16 protein-coding genes are annotated in these 16747 nt (G+C 40.2%); 15 read left to right on the forward strand and 1 reads right to left on the reverse strand.

The features are described from left to right. Positions 1-523: 523 nt before the first annotated feature. From ezrA to ald, 11 genes are all read left to right on the forward strand, one after another. Entirely contained in the window at positions 524-2221 is a 1698-nt protein-coding gene (ezrA, locus tag IEV91_RS17195) for a septation ring formation regulator EzrA (protein ID WP_188498670.1), read from the forward strand. A 179-nt stretch (positions 2222-2400) separates the two neighbouring features. Beyond that, on the forward strand, positions 2401-3546 hold the full coding sequence (locus IEV91_RS17200; protein ID WP_188498671.1) for a cysteine desulfurase family protein: 1146 nt from the start codon (positions 2401-2403) through the stop codon (positions 3544-3546). 1 nt (position 3547) lies between these two features. Next, entirely contained in the window at positions 3548-4744 is a 1197-nt protein-coding gene (gene thiI / locus IEV91_RS17205) for a tRNA uracil 4-sulfurtransferase ThiI (RefSeq protein ID WP_188498672.1), read from the forward strand. A gap of 113 nt (positions 4745-4857) precedes the next feature. Beyond that, the gene (locus IEV91_RS17210) at positions 4858-5058 is read left to right on the forward strand and encodes an alpha/beta-type small acid-soluble spore protein (protein ID WP_188498673.1); all 201 of its coding nucleotides are present in this window, start codon (positions 4858-4860) and stop codon (positions 5056-5058) included. A gap of 920 nt (positions 5059-5978) precedes the next feature. Beyond that, on the forward strand, positions 5979-7559 hold the full coding sequence (gene mbcS, locus IEV91_RS17215) for an acyl-CoA synthetase MbcS (RefSeq protein WP_188498674.1): 1581 nt from the start codon (positions 5979-5981) through the stop codon (positions 7557-7559). A 339-nt stretch (positions 7560-7898) separates the two neighbouring features. Next, the gene (locus IEV91_RS17220) at positions 7899-8576 is read left to right on the forward strand and encodes a DUF2953 domain-containing protein (protein ID WP_188498675.1); all 678 of its coding nucleotides are present in this window, start codon (positions 7899-7901) and stop codon (positions 8574-8576) included. Then, a complete protein-coding gene (gene ytfJ / locus IEV91_RS17225) occupies positions 8546-9037 on the forward strand; it encodes a GerW family sporulation protein (protein WP_188498676.1) in 492 nt (163 codons plus the stop codon). The genes IEV91_RS17220 and ytfJ overlap by 31 nt, the downstream gene beginning before the upstream one ends. Before the next feature lie 74 nt (positions 9038-9111). After that, the gene (locus tag IEV91_RS17230) at positions 9112-10092 is read left to right on the forward strand and encodes a class I SAM-dependent methyltransferase (protein WP_188498677.1); all 981 of its coding nucleotides are present in this window, start codon (positions 9112-9114) and stop codon (positions 10090-10092) included. Positions 10093-10200: 108 nt separating this feature from the next. After that, a complete protein-coding gene (locus tag IEV91_RS17235; protein ID WP_188498678.1) occupies positions 10201-10368 on the forward strand; it encodes a hypothetical protein in 168 nt (55 codons plus the stop codon). Between the two features lie 387 nt (positions 10369-10755). Then, positions 10756-11532, forward strand: a complete 777-nt coding sequence (locus IEV91_RS17240) for an SDR family oxidoreductase (RefSeq protein ID WP_188498679.1) — start codon at positions 10756-10758, stop codon at positions 11530-11532. Between the two features lie 119 nt (positions 11533-11651). Beyond that, positions 11652-12776 (forward strand): alanine dehydrogenase, encoded by a 1125-nt coding sequence (gene ald / locus IEV91_RS17245; protein ID WP_188498680.1) that lies wholly within the window; start codon positions 11652-11654, stop codon positions 12774-12776. A gap of 176 nt (positions 12777-12952) precedes the next feature. Here ald and IEV91_RS17250 read toward each other — a convergent pair whose 3' ends face one another. Further along, positions 12953-14053 (reverse strand): M24 family metallopeptidase, encoded by a 1101-nt coding sequence (locus tag IEV91_RS17250; protein WP_188498681.1) that lies wholly within the window; start codon positions 14051-14053, stop codon positions 12953-12955. 170 nt (positions 14054-14223) lie between these two features. On the opposite strand from IEV91_RS17250, the gene IEV91_RS17255 reads away from it, so the two are divergent. The 4 genes from IEV91_RS17255 (at position 14224) to IEV91_RS17270 (ending at position 16688) form a co-directional block, all read left to right on the forward strand. After that, complete coding sequence (locus IEV91_RS17255; protein ID WP_188498682.1) at positions 14224-14736, forward strand: DUF4178 domain-containing protein; 513 nt, start codon at positions 14224-14226, stop codon at positions 14734-14736. Between the two features lie 20 nt (positions 14737-14756). Beyond that, complete coding sequence (locus IEV91_RS17260) at positions 14757-15425, forward strand: PspA/IM30 family protein (protein WP_188498683.1); 669 nt, start codon at positions 14757-14759, stop codon at positions 15423-15425. Between the two features lie 184 nt (positions 15426-15609). After that, the gene (locus tag IEV91_RS17265; protein WP_188498684.1) at positions 15610-16179 is read left to right on the forward strand and encodes a DUF4247 domain-containing protein; all 570 of its coding nucleotides are present in this window, start codon (positions 15610-15612) and stop codon (positions 16177-16179) included. A gap of 113 nt (positions 16180-16292) precedes the next feature. Then, complete coding sequence (locus IEV91_RS17270) at positions 16293-16688, forward strand: DUF350 domain-containing protein (protein ID WP_188498685.1); 396 nt, start codon at positions 16293-16295, stop codon at positions 16686-16688. Positions 16689-16747: the final 59 nt, after the last annotated feature.

Here is a 16747-nt window from a genome sequence, read left to right on the forward strand (position 1 = left end):
ACCCTAAAAAGGACAAACAAAAGAGTACAAAAATTTATAAAAAGTCAACTTCAGCAATGGATCGCTAGCCTTCCCAATTATATCAAGGCTTATTTGTCGATTTCACTCTGCGAAGTTTGAGTTATTATATAATCGTTTTGGCTACCGTAATCTAACTTTATCTATCCCTTAGTATTGTTTTCTCTCTAGGGGAGTCTTCTTTCAGAAAATGATATATGAGAAAGATAAGAAGTAAGGGTGACATTTTTTCATCAAAAAACGTAAGAATTTTGAATTTAACTGTCGCATTCCTTCTATTCCATGATATTATTAATATTACATAATATATGTTTTTTCGTCATATTCGCTGCTTCTTCTACATATAAGTGGTCGAGTGGACTTTTCACAGAAAACTTGCCAGTGGCAAGCCTTAAAAGGGCGTAGATTTGGATCGCCTCATTGCGCCGAACTGGTTGGATAACTTCTACCAGTGGAAATAAGGACTTATATTGATTTATCGTGGCTGGAATGGAGGACCTTTATAATGGTGGCTTATGTCGTTATTGGGCTCATAGTGATTGTCGCTATTGTTGTCATTGTTGGAGCAATCATGCGCAAAAAAATATATAAACAAATTGATCACATTGAATCATGGAAAATAGATATCTTAAACCGTCCGGTGAAAGATGAAATTTCTAAGGTCAAAGAATTGAAAATGGTCGGAGAGACAGAAAAGAAGTTTGAAACCTGGAGACATGATTGGGACGAAATTGTTTCAACAGAACTTCCTTTAGTTGAAGAGAGGCTTTTCGATGCAGAGGAAATGGCGGATAGGTTTCGCTTTGATAAGGCTTCACAGGTTCTCAGTGAATTACAATTGACAATGGAAGACATTGAATTTCGCTTGAAAGAAATGCTAGCAGATTTAAATGTCGTCGTGGAAAGCGATGAAAAAAACCGTAAAGATATTGTGGAAGTCAAGGAACAATTTCATAGCCTAAAGAAGATTTTGATCACGAATCGCCCACAATATAAGAAGACCTTGCCATTTGTTGAAGCAAAATTAGAGAAAATCGAAGAGAATTTGACTCTCTTTGAAAAGGAAACAAATGAAGGCAATATTATTAATGCTCGGAAGATCCTTTCGGAGACTAAAACGGATATTGAAGCACTCACTGAAACAATGGATATTATACCTAAGCATTATAAGCAAATCACCAAAGTCATTCCTGGTCAGTTAAAGGAGCTTGAAAGTGGTGTTAAGGAAATGACTGATAGTGGTTATGTTCTTAGTCATTTACAAATTGATGAGCAAATGGTGGCTATTCGCGATAAACTTCAATTGTTTGAAGAAAAGATGGAGAAGGCTGAATTTAATGAGGTCGAACAAGGCTTAACAGCTATCTTTGAACAATTAGAGGCACTCTATAATCTCATTGAAAAAGAAGTGGAGAGCAGGCATAAAATTAAGGAACAGGCAGACCTTCTTCGCAATGATTTGCGTATTGTTGGCGAAAAAATTGATGATGTGAGCAGTGAAACGGTGATTGTCCAACAAAGTTATCGCATAGATCAAGAGGATTTACGAGAACAAGCAGATATTGATCAATTCTTTGGAAAGCTTGATGAGGAATTTAATGAGGTTGATGAAATTTTACAAGAAAAAAGAGAAGCCTATAGTATTTTGTTTGAAAAAATCACGGCCATGCGCGAACAGCTTGATCATCTGCATGATGATGTGGATGCTTTTAAAGTCAAGCTTAATACCTTAAGAAAAGATGAGATGGTTGCCAAAGATTTACTTAGGGATTTAAAACAACAACTTATTGAATCGCGACGAAAGTTACAGAGGAGCAATCTCCCAGGAGTGCCAACGGAATATTTAACCCTTTTAGAGGAAGGCGAGGATGTTCTTTCTGAAATCAGTAGTAAACTTGATGAAAAGCCACTTGAGATGCAAACAGTTAAACAACTTCTACCTGAAGCAAAAGAAAAAATAAAGCTCGTTCTCAACAAAACAGATGAAATGATTGAATCAGCGGTCTTAACGGAGCAGTTGATTCAGTATGGGAATAGGTATCGAAGCCAAAATCCCATGATTAGTGAGGAATTAAATCGAGCGGAAGCGTATTTTAGAAGTTATAATTACACGGAAGCCATTGAAATTGCGGCAAGTGCCATTTTCCAAGTCGATAAAACAGTATTGAAAAAGTTCAAGGTTGAAATTGAAGAGATTAGTTAAATCCTCATTTCCGAGGATTTTTCTTTTTGTTCAACGTTTTACTTGCTATCGGGAGTCAGAGTCGCTATTGTTTAATGGTGTAAGTCAGACGTGTAATAATAATGTTTTGCAGTATAAGTCTAAGAGCGACGCCGGGCGTGAGCGCCACGCTATTTATATATAAAGGAGTTGTGTAGCCAATGATTTATTTGGATAATAGTGCCACTACCCCTCCTTATCCCGAGGTATTAGAGACCTATCGTATTGTGTCAGAACGTTTTTTTGCTAATCCTTCCTCTATTCATAGGCTAGGAGGGAAGTCAGAGGATTTACTGAACAAATCGAGGCAGCAGGCCGCAGACTTACTAGGGGTTAAGGAAAATGAAGTTATCTTCACTTCCGGGGGGACTGAAGGGAATAACTTTGCGATTAAAGGAGCCGCGTTAAAATATAGACATCGCGGTCAACATTTGATTACGACAAGAGTAGAGCACCCTGCGAGTCGAAATGCTTTTGAGCAATTAGAAGCTTTAGGTTTTGAAGTCACCTATTTAGAAGTGGATGAAAACGGGCGGATTTCGGTGGATGATTTTAAAGAAGCCTTACGTGAGGATACATTGCTTGTTTCAATCATACATGTCAATAATGAATTGGGAACGATTCAACCGGTGAAGGAAATTGGCAAGTTATTGAAATCAAAGCCGAAGACGCTATTTCATGTGGACCATGTCCAAGGACTTGCAAAGGTACCCTTGAATTTTAAAGAAAGTGGCATTGATCTTTGTACAGTATCAGGTCATAAAATTCATGGGCCGAAGGGAACAGGGATACTCTATGTAAGAGAAGGTGTAAGTCTTGAACCTTTACTTGCGGGGGGTGGACAAGAATTTGCTCAAAGGTCTGGGACCGAAAATTTACCCGCCATTGCCGGTATGGTGAAAGCTTTACGAATCACGATGGAAAAATCACAGAAGGGCATCGCTCAACTTGAGTCTTTAAATGCGAAGATACGCGAGGCATTAGAGTCTCATCCCTTGGTGACAATACACTCAAACGCTCAAGAATCAGCTCCGCATATCTTAAATGCTACAGTGAAGGGGATCAGGGCTGAGGTTTTGATCCATGCATTAGAAGAGGAAGAGATTTATATTTCCACAAAATCAGCTTGTTCTTCAAAAGATACAGGAGCAAGTGAGATTTTACTTGCCTGTCACATTCCTGAAGCTGTTGCGAAACAGGCCATTCGAATCAGTATGTCCTTTGAAAATACTGAAGCAGAGATTAATACGTTTATCGCTGCATTCAAGAAAAAGGTCGGAGAATTAGAGAAAGTTAGGGAGGCTTAAAATGAATTACGAAACATTAATTATCCGTTATGGTGAGATCGCGCTTAAAGGAAAGAACAAAAAAAGTTTTTATGACACCCTTTATGATCGTGTAAAGGAACAATTAAAAGGACTGTCAGCGTTAACTATAAAAAAACATTTTGACCATATTGAAGTCCAACTCAATGGTTTGGATTATCGAACGGTTGCCGATCGCATTAAGCACGTATTTGGTATTCAATCCATTCGAGCGGCGATTATTGTGGATAATGAGCTGACTTCGTTACAAGAAGGCTCTTTAAAGGTCGTAAAAGATATTGAAGCGGAAGTAAAAACCTTCAAAATATCCGCAAGAAGAAAAAATAAAAAATATCCAATGAATTCAAAAGAGCTTAATCATGCTCTCGGTTCCTATGTCCTCCAAAATACGGAGAATATCACAGTCGATGTTCATCATCCCGATGTCAATATTCAAGTGGAAGTGTTAGAAGAAAGCACGCGTATTTATGGCAAGGTCATTAAAGGGGCTGGCGGTCTTCCTGTAGGCTCTGCAGGTAAGGTTATGCTCATGCTTTCTGGTGGCATCGACAGCCCTGTTGCTGCCTACATGATGATGAAACGTGGAGCCACTATTGAAGCCATTCATTTTCATAGTCCTCCGTATACCAATGATCGTGCTAAGCAAAAGGTCATTGATCTTGCTGCGACACTTAAAAAGTTTGGCGGTCGGCTCAAGCTTCACGTCGTACCTTTTACTAATGCACAGATTGCTATACGCGATTCAATGCCTGATAATTATCGAATGACCATTATGAGAAGAATGATGTTGCGTATTGCTGAACGTTTAGCCATTAAATATGATGCGCTGGCCATTGCCACAGGTGAAAGCTTAGGTCAGGTGGCTAGTCAAACCCTTGAGAGCATGAACACCATTAACGAGGTCACCAATTTTCCAGTTTTGCGTCCCCTTGTCTCAACAGATAAAGTGGATATTATTGATATCGCTAAGAAAATTGGCACCTATGATATTTCAATACGTCCTTATGAAGATTGTTGCACACTCTTTTTACCAAGAGCCCCTAAGACAAAGCCAAAACGTGAGCAGGCCAATCGATTTGAAAAAAGCCTCGCGATTGAAGCTCTTATAGAAGAGGCTTTAGCTGGGGTTGAAACTATTGATATTGGGAAAGAAGCAGAAGCTATTGAGGATCTTCTTTAAGCTAATGATTTAAGATTGTATTAAGCGTTATTAAAGAAATAATTACCAAAAAGAAATATGCATGAACTCTCCCTTCTTGGCAGACTCTATAAGTACACAAGGAGGTGAGAGACATGGCAGACAACAACAGCAATCAAATCTTAGTTCCTGGCGTTGAGCAAGCTCTTGATGCAATGAAGCAAGAAATCGCTTCTGAATTTGGTGTACAACTTGGCCCTGACACAACTTCCCGTGCTAACGGTTCTGTCGGTGGTGAAATCACTAAGCGTCTAGTTGCAACAGCTCAGCAACAACTTGGCGGTAAATCATTCTAATAAAATCTGAATAAGCAATGGCTAGGAGAGTGACTTCGTGTCACTCTCCGTTTTTGTGTTTGCAAATATAATTAAAAGATGAAAAGTGCAAGAAAACTGGTACTGTTATTAAGCGATGAAAGATGAGGAATTGAAGGATATTGCGACGTCAATTCGATCGGCTTTGGCAGCTCATACCTTATTATATTTAGTGTTTAACAACCGCTTCGGCAGAATACTTCGCTTTCCGTGGGCACGGCCTCAGCTAACTTTGGAGTCAGTTTTTGGTGCTCCAAAGTGGATCTTCGGACACGTGCTGTTCCCACTGGAGTCTGCGTATTCTGCCTACGCTAGGTAAGATGATCTGATTTACTTGCAACTAAAGTTAATATTAGCTTAAAAAAAAGCAAAGATGCCCATTCTTTTCTTCAAAAAGCATCGACAGCATGGAAGTGGATTGGAGCAAAAGGCGCTCTGGCTCCTTCGGGAACGGGGCCAGCGTGACTTCACGAATACACTTCGAGTTGTTCCGAGAAAGCTGACGACGAAGCCATACGAGTAGACGCAGGAACAGGGGTTTTGTAGTCGTAAATACTAGGGGAAACTCGACTACGCATCCCAAGTTAGCTGAGGCCACTAAGGACGATCGGTTAAAATCGTCACGTCCTGTGACAACACCGATCCTGCCTACGTCCTGTGGGCATGAGGAAAGTGAGCGACCTGGAGCGGAAATCCATCTACCCGTTACATCGCAATCTATATGCATAGCGAGAATCAAGAGAAAATGGCCTCACTTTCCAAGGATTTATTATTGGCTACACTCTTTTGCCTCATTATTAACTAAGGTCTTTTGATTTAAATTAATTTTCCAAAAAATATAACTTCAAAAAATGATTGTTGTCTAGTATCATATAGATAAGCTGAAAAAAGGGAGCGGTTACATGGAAAATCTGATTGCACCTGAATTCTATAATTTAACGGAAGAAATTGAACAGTTTGCGGGCAAAAATGATAAGAAATTGGCTCTCAAATATGTGGGACCAGCGGGGACAGTTTTGACACTTACTTATGATCAATTGATTAAGCGAGCAAATAAGCTTGCTAATGGTCTATTGAATTTAGGCTTAGAAAAAGGTGATCGTATCCTGATCATGATGCCGAGGTCGCTTGATACATATGTTGCTTATATTGCCGCTTTAAAAGCAGGAATGGTGATTGTCCCATCTTCAGAAATGCTGAGACCTAATGATCTGAGCTATCGTCTGAACCATTCTGAAGCACGAGCCATTATCGCCCATGAAATCTTAACTGAACAGATTGAAATGGCAGATACGGAAGTGGTAGATTTTAAAATTGTTTTAGGAAAACAGCCTACAGAAGAATGGCTGTCCTTTGAAGATGTGCTTAACCCCGAATCGGATAATTTTACAGCGGCTAAAACGAAAAGTGATGAAATGGCCTTTATTTCTTATACATCTGGAACGACAGGGCATCCGAAAGGTGTTGTTCATACCCATAGCTGGGCCTTTGCTCATATTAGAACGACAGCCTCCCAATGGTTAGATATTCAGCCCGAAGATACGGTATGGGCTACAGCTGGACCAGGCTGGGCTAAATGGCTGTGGAGTCCTTTTTTAGCGACTTTAGGGTCAGGTGCTACTGGTTTTCTCTATAACGCGCCCTTTGATCCGGAAAGATATCTGGCCCTTATTCAAGCACATAAAATTAATGTACTCTGTTGTACACCGACAGAATATCGCCTAATGGCAAAATCAAATGCTCTCAATGCATACGACTTGAAGCATCTAAGAAGTGCTGTATCGGCTGGGGAGCCTCTTAATCGAGAAGTCATTGATATTTTTCAGAAACAGTTTAATCTCAATGTTCGTGACGGCTATGGGCAGACTGAAAATACCCTGCTTGTTGGAATTATGAAAGATATGGAATTACGCCCCGGTTCGATGGGAAAACCAACACCTGGCAATCGAGTAGAGATCATTACAGAAGACGGCGATGCCGCTGATGTTGGAGAGGTTGGCGATATCGCAGTTCATGTGGATACTCCGGCTCTATTTAAACGGTATTATAAAGATGAAGAACGGACGAAGAAATCAAGGAGAGGAAATTATTATTTGACTGGTGATCGCGCGAGAAAGGATCAGAATGGCTATTTTTGGTTTGAAGGGCGCAGTGATGATATTATTATCAGTTCAGGCTATACCATTGGTCCTTTTGAGGTGGAAGATGCCCTTATTAAGCATCCGAAGGTCAAGGAGTGTGCCGTTGTCGCCAGTCCGGATCCTGATCGAGGGGCTGTTGTTAAGGCTTTTGTCATCTTGCAGAACCCAAAGGACCAAGAAGATTCAACTCTTATAAACGAGCTTCAAGATCATGTAAAAACTCTAACAGCGCCTTATAAGTATCCTCGTAAAATTGAATTTGTTGAAGACTTACCAAAGACAACTTCTGGGAAAATTCGTCGTGTGGCATTACGTGACAAAGAGTATAAGGAAAAAGCATAAGGCGCTAAGGTACACACTTTTCTTAAGTATTCCGAATCTCGCGTCTTTCGTTCCAACAAACGGGGGGTTGGCGAGGCCTTTTGGTAAAAAACATTTTAATGCCCAACTGAATGAGGACCGGGTATGCTTTTACGCCCGGTTTTTTGTTTTTTATGACTTATGTTTGACAATCATGAGATGAGAAATTTGGCAGTGGTGGGACAAAACCAAGAGCTTTTGACCCGTTTTTCTTAAATTCAAGCAATAGAAAGAAACGTTAAACAGTGAAAATAATTTTTTTCTGTTTATTTTTTTTTGGCTTGTCGATGATATTAAGGAGTATTTAAGGGGGCCATCATCATGAAGCTGCTCGTGATCCTATCCATCGTTGTTCTCTTGATCATCTTATTTCTTTTGCTTGTGATCTTTGCCACTATTAGTATTGCTATTGATGGGCGCGTCCTCAATACAAAAATAGACTTCAAGGTGACTTTGAAGTGTTTAGGGATACGTTTTTTGTTTATTCAATATCCTAATCCAGATCAACCCATGAGTCTTTTCAATAAAGCTATGACGATGTTGGAAAATTGGAGACAACAAAGAAAGGATAACGGACAAGAGCTCCCTATGAATGATCTAGAGCAGTTACTCGAATTGTTTGGTGCGTTAAAGAACAAACCAACACTGGAAGAACAGATGATTCAATTTTCTATGGACTCCTTAAGGATTAAAGAGATTAAGTGGTATTCAACAATTGGCTTTGAAGAAGCCGATAAAACAGCGTGGTTAACAGGCGTTCTGTGGACACTCAAGACCACTTTTTTAGGCTTTATACAACATTATTTTTTAAAAAACAAAATGGATGCTCCGTCCCTTATTGTTCAACCAGATTATAGCCAAGTGTTCACGTTTAAAACACATTTAACATGCATGATTCAATTTCGGCTCGGGCATGCTATCCGTACAGCTTATAAGATCGCGAAACAAAGGAAAGGGAGGCAGGAGACATGCCAGAAGAACATCCAATACAAGGTTTAATGAAAACAGCTTTAGAAAGTCTACAGGAAATGACGGATGTTAATACTATTATTGGTGATCCAATTGAAACACCTGATGGTAATGTGATTTTAACTGTATCGAAAGTCGGCTTCGGATTTGCAGCTGGTGGAAGTGAATTTAAACCCAGTGGAGGCCAAAACGACGATAGCTCTGGTGAGAGTGCCCTCCCTTTTGGTGGGGGAAGTGGTGGAGGTGTCTCAATCACCCCAATTGCTTTTCTTATAGTCGGAAGTCAAGGGATTAAGACTATTCATTTGGATAATAGTACGCATATTTATGAAAAATTACTTGATTTAGCTCCGCAAGCGGTGGATAAAATACAACAGATGCTGACCAAGATGGAAAAGGGGAAAGCTTTAAAAGGCAAAGAAAAAAGCGAAGGCCCACGTGGAGGCGTTCGTCGTCGGGGGCAGGATCAAGAAGAGGATGAATTTTATTAAAATAAGACTCCGGCTAACCGGAGTCTTTGCGTGTCCCCTTGTTTTTCAGTATGATGGAAGCTGGAGGGGAATTTATGGAACAAGGACAACTCTTAAATCATTTATTTGAACGACTTGATCAATCAGCAACACTATTGGAGAAGGAAGAGGAAATCTCTTATCTTGAGGCACTTTGTTTAACGGTGGATAATATATGTAATGGAGAGATTAAGCAGGAGATACTTAAGGATCAACTCACTCCAATATACGATGCGTTTTTTATTGAGGGAATGACGGCAGAGGACGTACGCAAAGCGTTTCAGTTAGCTCTACTCAAAGGGATGAAGCAAGCGTCACAGCCACAACATCAAATGACACCGGATGGGATTGCCTTATTTATCAGTTATTTAATGGATAAACTCGAGCTCCCTGAGGCCTACAGCCTTTTAGATCCTGCGATAGGGACGGCAAATTTAATGACAACAGTCATGAATCATGTGCAAAATAAACCAAAGCTCGCCATGGGTGTTGAAATCGATGATTTATTGATCAATCTGGCCCATGCAAACATAAACCTACAACAACAGGAAATTGAACTTTTTCATCAAGATGCTTTACGGCCCTTAATGATGAGTCCTATTGATGTGATCATTACAGATTTACCCGTGGGTACTTACTATAATAAAGAGATTGCCAAAGGTTTTCGAGTAGGAAAGGGTGAAGAGCCTTTCAGTCACTTTTTGTTGATTGAACAAGCTCTAAATTATTTAAAACCAGCAGGGTATTTTATCGGGCTTATTCCCAATCAATTATTTACAGCTGATGTGGAAGGCAGTCTTCATCAATTGATTCGAGATGAGGCGGATATATTGGCCTTTATTGAGTTGCCAGAGTCTACTTTTAAAGACTCACGGCATGCTAAAAGTATATTAGTGTTACAGAAAAAAGGCGAAGACCGCGTGCAACCTGAAGACGCTTTGCTTGTTAAATTACCCAGCTTTAAGGATCGTCAAGCAATGGCGAAAATGATTGCTAGAATTGATGCTTGGTTTAGAGAAAAAAACAATAAGGTGTGAAGCTGTTATTCAGCCTCCATTACGGTATATTTTAGTGATGATGGACAGAAGCTATAATGAAAAGTTAAATTGACGGTGCTTTTCATATTTGTAAAGGGGGCTTCTGGAATGGCTGATAAAATACAGTGGACAAATGAAGAAGAGAACGAGAAATTAGCGCTTCAATATTTGAATGAATCGTATGCGAGTGGTGTCGTTGATAATTTTATGGCCACGTACAATGTCTTTGAAGGAAAAAAGCTATCCGAAAAGAAAAACGATGGGGACAAAAAGTAAGATAGCTTAACTTTTAGAGGGTTTCCCAAAAGCCTAATGGTTGTTGAGGACACCCTCTCTCTTTTTGAGCTTAAATCACATGCCTATAAAAGAGGAATCCACTTCGCTTTACCCGAATCCCAAGTCTCAAGCCTGATTATTCGTTGCATTGCCAGTGTTTATCTGGCTGGTTATATCGTTGGCCACTTGCAGGTGGTCTTTTGGGGATTATTTGACATAAAGGGGTAACATCAAGAAGAAGTCGTCTCAACCTGTCCCTATTAGGACTTTTGGGGCGACCTCTTTTTATATTTAAGGGCCTCATAACTAAATATTTTTGCTTACTCCTTTCTATGAGTGATAAAATAGATATACTAAAGAAAATGTGAAATAAAGGTAGGGGAAAGGATGCGCCATGTTTTAATAACAGCAGGGACAAAAGGGATTGGTCGGCGTGTTGCCTTTCAATTTTTGCAGGAAGGCTACTCTGTGACGGTAAACTATCGTAGTGATGACCATGCCAGAGAGGCGCTGATGGAAGAGTGGCAGGATAACTCGGATAGACTCCAATTCATCAAAGGTGATGTGTCGAAAGCGGAGGATATTCAAACTCTTTTTGACGAAACCTACTCGCGATTCCATAGAATCGATTGTTTGGTTCATAATGCAGGTCCTTTTGTCTTTGAAAGAAAAAAAATGACAGATTACACTGATGAAGAATGGCTCAATCTCCTCCACGGGAATTTGAGTGCGGTTTTTAGGTTAACCAAATTAGTCCTTCCGGTCATGAGACAGCAGAAATTTGGTCGAATTATCACTTATGGATTCCAAAATGCTGGAGATGCACCGGGGTGGTTACATCGGGGGCCTTTTGCAGCCGCTAAAGTGGGAGTCCTTTCTTTAACCCGGACGATTGCTTTAGAGGAAGCAGAATATGGCATTACAGCTAATATGATTTGTCCAGGAATTATTCAGAATGATATGAAGGAAGTAGGTATTGACTATGCAGAAGCTCATAGTCAGAATCGAACCCCATTAGGAAGATCAGTATCAGGGGAAGATATTGCCCGGGCAATTGTATTTTTATGTCAAAAAGAATCAGAGATGATTACAGGGACAGCCTTAGATTTAACAGGCGCTGTTGATGTTATTAATCGTTTTCGGAACAATTATGATAATCAGTAAAGTGAATCTATTTGTGGCACTCTTGATTATTTTATGAAATTGGCGTAGATTACATAATTGTAAGGGTTTTCATCAATAAACTATATTAGACAAACATAACATTAGAGGGGGCTATTACCATGCGCATCGGGATACCAAGAGAAATAAAAAACAATGAGAACCGTGTGGCCATTACACCTGCGGGAGTTGTTCATTTGATAGAGGCAGGGCACGAAGTTTATATAGAAACAGAAGCAGGAATGGGCTCTGGTTTTACCGATCAACACTATAGAGAAGCAGGTGCGATCCTCGTTCCATCAGCTGAAGAAGCATGGGCGACTGACATGGTGATGAAGGTGAAAGAACCACTCCCTGAGGAGTATCATTATTTTTATGAAGGTCTTATTTTATTTACTTATCTACATTTAGCGCCTGAACCTGAATTAACAAAGGCTTTAACGGACCATAAGGTGGTTGCTATTGCTTATGAGACCGTGCAGCTGGAAGATGGTTCTTTACCTTTATTAACGCCTATGAGTGAAGTCGCTGGGCGAATGGCTACACAAATAGGTGCCCAGTTTTTAGAGAAAATCAATGGAGGAAAAGGGATTCTACTAGGTGGAGTGCCAGGAGTTAAGCGCGGGAAAGTGACCGTTATTGGCGGTGGTATTGTCGGAACGAATGCGGCAAAAATTGCTGTTGGACTAGGAGCCGACGTCACGATTTTGGATTTAAACCCGAAGCGACTTCGGCAGTTGGATGATATTTTTGGGCATTCGATTAACACCTTAATTTCTAATCCTTTAAATATAGCGGAGGCTGTTGCAGAATCAGATCTGGTCATAGGAGCTGTATTGATTCCAGGAGCCAAAGCGCCACGACTTGTTACTGAAGAAATGGTTATGGCTATGCAAGAAGGATCCGTTATTGTTGATGTCGCCATAGATCAGGGAGGCATTTTTGAAACGACTGATCATATTACGACACATGATGACCCTACCTATCTTAAACACGGTGTTGTGCATTATGCGGTGGCTAATATGCCTGGTGCAGTCCCAAGAACCTCTACTATAGCACTTACGAATGTGACGGTGCCTTATGCCATTCAAATCGCTTCGTTAGGTTATAAAGAAGCGTGCTCGAGGAACAAGGCTTTATTGAAGGGGATTAATACTTTAGACGGTTATGTCACTTATAAAGCTGTTGCAGATACGCATGGTTTAGTTTATAAAGAGGCCGAAGCGCTTATTAAACAGCATATTTAATTCCTCTTATTTTTGAGAAGAAAAGCTTAAGTGGTGCAAGAAAAAACAGGCTGTCCGATTATTTAAACGGGCAACCTGTTTTCGTTTATACTATAAAGTAAATCTAAAAAATTTCCTCATGACCTTATCAAGGACTAGTCACTCTGTCTCCAGGTTTTTGAGATTAACACCGTGGGTTATTCAATAATTTGAAGTTCTTTAGGATACTTCGTTAAACATTCAGGACCATTTTCGCCAATATAGACATCATCTTCAATCCGAACGCCACCAATGTCAGGGACATAAATACCGGGTTCTATTGTGAAGACCATTCCTGTTTTTAAATGATTGGTGTTATCAGAACTCATAGATGGTGCTTCGTGAATGCCCAATCCTAGCCCGTGACCGATGCGATGAGTGAAATACTTCCCATAGCCGGCCTGGTCGATAATTTGGCGTGCCGTTCGATCAACATCTCCGATAATGGCACCGTTTTGAGCTGCAGCGATAGCCGCTTCCTCGGCTTGCAAAACAGTGTCATAGATTTTTCTTTGCTCATCAGAAGCATGCTTATAAACAAAGGTCCGGGTAATGTCAGAACAATAGCCATCAACGATAACACCCAGATCAAACAGGACAAAGTCACCTTCGCGAATTTGACGATCGCCAGGATTTCCGTGAGGCGCAGCGCTTTTATCCCCTGCAAGAACAGTAGTGGCGAAGGACATGCCCTCACAGCCTCTTTTCTTTAGCTCATATTCAATTTCAGCGATAAGTGCCTGTTCCGTTTTCCCTTTTTTAATGGCTCCTGCCCCAACGCTTATAGCAAAATCAGCAAGCTCTGCTGCTTTTCGCAGGCTTTTTAATTCCTGCTCGTCTTTAATGTTTCGAAGCTGATCGACACCAGGTTCTGCGGGATAGAATTGAAGATTTTCTGCACATGCCTTGAGATTCAGTCCATGGCGATACGGCAACGTGTTCATTTCAATAGCAGCCTTTAGTGATTCTCCTTCTATCCGCTCTTGAATGCGCCTAATAACAGGAGTCCAAGGATTTTCATGATCTTCATAGCCGATAATGTCATATTGCCAACCCGCTTGCTCTGCCTGGCTTTTCTCCATATTTGGACACACTAGGAAAGGGTCTTGATGTGGAAAGACAACTAATCCTAGTAAGCGTTCGTGTGGATCGCACATAAAGTTTGTAAAATAAAAAACATTTTTAGGTTCGGATAAAAATGTAAACGCATATTGCTTTTCAATTAACCAATTTTTTAACTGACTTAAACGATGAGTCAAGCCCCAGTCACCCCATTTTTTTGATATATTATTCACTTTATCATAAATATAAAAGGAAAAGGAATGATTTGAATTGGAACCTTTGGCCAAGAAATTCTCGTTCTTTTGAAACCAATGCAGGGTGTTATTCGTAAATATGAGTACAATGGATAAAGAATAGAGGTGGTACAATGGGGATTTTTAGGCGCCTCAAAAATCTTAAATCCCAAAAAACGGGACCAGAAATAGAAAAGCGGACACTCATGAACCTTCGGGTTGGCGATATGGTCACCTATGAATTAGAGGATTTTGAAGTTGTTGGGAAAATTATTTTTAATGACCATGGTTTTCAATGGTTTGAATACCAACTGGAGAATCCAGATCATACGCTATGGCTTTCTGTTGAACTGGATGATGAATTGGAACTTGGCGTGTATCATAAAGTCAAACATACATTTACCGAGCCCATCCCTCATCGTATCGAATATGATGGTATCGTCTATACTCTTGACGAGAAGGGGACGGCTAATGTCTCTGGTCAAGGAAGAAATAATAACTTGAGCGGGCAAATGGTGCGTTACTTCGATTTTTGTGACGATGAAGAAGAAGCCTTTTTATCCATTGAAATATGGGGCGGAGAAATTGAAGCCAGTCAAGGTCATATAGCTCATGACTATGACTTTAATATTATTGCAGGTAGCTAATTTTAAGGAGGAATATGCGGATGTTTAAAATGTTCAAACGTGTCAAAACCATTATGTCTTCGGAACTCAATGCCTTATTAGATAAGGCAGAAGATCCTGTGAAAATGCTCGACCAATTTATGAGAGATATGGCAGAAGACATTCGAGAAGTTGAAACTGCGGTAGCGAAACAAATGGCAAACGAGAAAATGCTTTATAAGAAATATACGGATGCTGAGAAGCTTGTAGAAAAACGTGAAGCTCAAGCCGTCAAGGCTTTAGAGGCTGGCAATGAAGATTTAGCAAGAAGAGCTTTAGAAGATAAAAAATTGCATGACAGTCAAGCGCAAACCTTGAAAGAATCTTGGGAGCGGGCTAAGGCTGATGCTGCCGATTTGAAGGCAAAACTTCAAGACATGAAAAATGAATATCAGGAAATGGATCTTAAAAGGGATTCCCTAAAAGCGCGTGCTGAGGCAGCCAAAACAAAAACGAAGATTAACCGTAGTATGTCAGCTATAGGTTCGGATGCCTCTAAACAAGGCTTTGAAAGAATGGAAGAAAAAGTGCTTCGCTATGAAGCCGAGGCAGAAACAAGTGAAGATTTGCGCTCGGAAAATCGAAGTCTAGACGATGAATTTGAAGCATTAGAAACAAAAAGTGATGTTGATCTAGAACTGGAAGAGCTTAAGAAAAAGTTAGGGAAATAAGCACCTCTAGAATATAGGACTCATTGACCAAGAGTGAGGATGACTTAAATTAAGGGGTCAGGGACCACCTGTACAACATATAGGACTTATTTTTCATGAAATATGACTATATGAAGTATGAGTGTACTCTGGCCTCTTATGAGTCACCCTCTTTTGTGCTTGCTTGAAATAAGGGGGTGGATCAATGAAAGTGAAAGGCATTGCGATCATACTTTTGCTCACTTTACTTATCTCTGGTTGTTCGGGGTTTGGCCGATCTATTTTAGATGTTATTAAAGAGAAGTATCAAATGAGTGACACAGTAAAAAGTAGTGTGGATCAAGAGGATACGGCACGACTTTTTACTACAAAGCAATCTATTCAAGAAGTTGAACAAACATTGAGAAAGGAAATCAAACCAGATCGAGAGTCAAAGCTTGTAAACGATAAACAAGTCCTTGTTTATGATGATTATTTTGTCACCTTAACGAAGGACGAGAAGGATCCTAAGCAAACGAATATCGAAGTGGCAACCTATGGTTTTGTTCGTGATAATTATCATCCCAGTTTCTTTGATGGCTTACTGACTTATGCTGTCCTTAATCACCTCTTTGGGATCAATAATTGGGCGAATCTTCAAAGGCAGCGTTGTGTGACTTCAGGTGGATGCTATCAAGGCTACAATAAATCAGGAACCCATTATAAGGGACCAGGATCAACGCCACTGTTTCGATCTTCTCTCTTCCGCGGTGGTGGACCTGGTGAAGGGAAATGATTGTTAAGGATTGCAATTAAAGGCAACAAATGATATTTGACTAATAGCCACTATTTTTCATTGTTCATCAGACGTGTTGTTGATTTATCAGTAAATAAAAAGGAGTGAAGCTTGTGAATGCCTTGCTACTAACACTTTTGTATTTTGTCGTATCCATTGTCGTTGTCCTTATTGGAGTGGGTTTGTTTGGTCTTATTACAACAAAGTATAAAGATTGGGATGAGATTGCCGATGGGAACACCGCTGTTGCCCTCTCAGTCGGTGGGAAGATCATCGGTTTATCGATTGTGTTGATGTTTGCGATATTACAAGGGGAAACCGTAAGTATTACATTGCTTTGGGGAGCTGTGGGTGTTGTTCTCCAAATTGTGATCTATTTTTTATTTGATCTTTTAACTCCCCGATTTTCAGTTCAACAAAAACTTAAAGAGGGCAATGTCGCGGTTGGTATTATCTCTTGTTGTGTTTCCCTCGGCTTAGGCTTTGTCATCGGTGCTTCTATCACATAAATGACCCCAATCCAATATGAGAAATGTAGCATGATATAACAGAGTAAGGGTGAAAAGCG

Source organism: Pullulanibacillus pueri, from assembly GCF_014639255.1.
In the GTDB taxonomy this organism is placed as follows: domain Bacteria; phylum Bacillota; class Bacilli; order Bacillales; family Sporolactobacillaceae; genus Pullulanibacillus; species Pullulanibacillus pueri.

Coding starts and splice junctions, on each gene's coding strand:
- ezrA (WP_188498670.1), top strand. CDS start 524: ATGGTGGCTTATGTCGTTATTGGGCTCATAGTGATTGTCGCTATTGTT.
- IEV91_RS17200 (WP_188498671.1), top strand. CDS start 2,401: ATGATTTATTTGGATAATAGTGCCACTACCCCTCCTTATCCCGAGGTA.
- thiI (WP_188498672.1), top strand. CDS start 3,548: ATGAATTACGAAACATTAATTATCCGTTATGGTGAGATCGCGCTTAAA.
- IEV91_RS17210 (WP_188498673.1), top strand. CDS start 4,858: ATGGCAGACAACAACAGCAATCAAATCTTAGTTCCTGGCGTTGAGCAA.
- mbcS (WP_188498674.1), top strand. CDS start 5,979: ATGGAAAATCTGATTGCACCTGAATTCTATAATTTAACGGAAGAAATT.
- IEV91_RS17220 (WP_188498675.1), top strand. CDS start 7,899: ATGAAGCTGCTCGTGATCCTATCCATCGTTGTTCTCTTGATCATCTTA.
- ytfJ (WP_188498676.1), top strand. CDS start 8,546: ATGCCAGAAGAACATCCAATACAAGGTTTAATGAAAACAGCTTTAGAA.
- IEV91_RS17230 (WP_188498677.1), top strand. CDS start 9,112: ATGGAACAAGGACAACTCTTAAATCATTTATTTGAACGACTTGATCAA.
- IEV91_RS17235 (WP_188498678.1), top strand. CDS start 10,201: ATGGCTGATAAAATACAGTGGACAAATGAAGAAGAGAACGAGAAATTA.
- IEV91_RS17240 (WP_188498679.1), top strand. CDS start 10,756: ATGCGCCATGTTTTAATAACAGCAGGGACAAAAGGGATTGGTCGGCGT.
- ald (WP_188498680.1), top strand. CDS start 11,652: ATGCGCATCGGGATACCAAGAGAAATAAAAAACAATGAGAACCGTGTG.
- IEV91_RS17255 (WP_188498682.1), top strand. CDS start 14,224: ATGGGGATTTTTAGGCGCCTCAAAAATCTTAAATCCCAAAAAACGGGA.
- IEV91_RS17260 (WP_188498683.1), top strand. CDS start 14,757: ATGTTTAAAATGTTCAAACGTGTCAAAACCATTATGTCTTCGGAACTC.
- IEV91_RS17265 (WP_188498684.1), top strand. CDS start 15,610: ATGAAAGTGAAAGGCATTGCGATCATACTTTTGCTCACTTTACTTATC.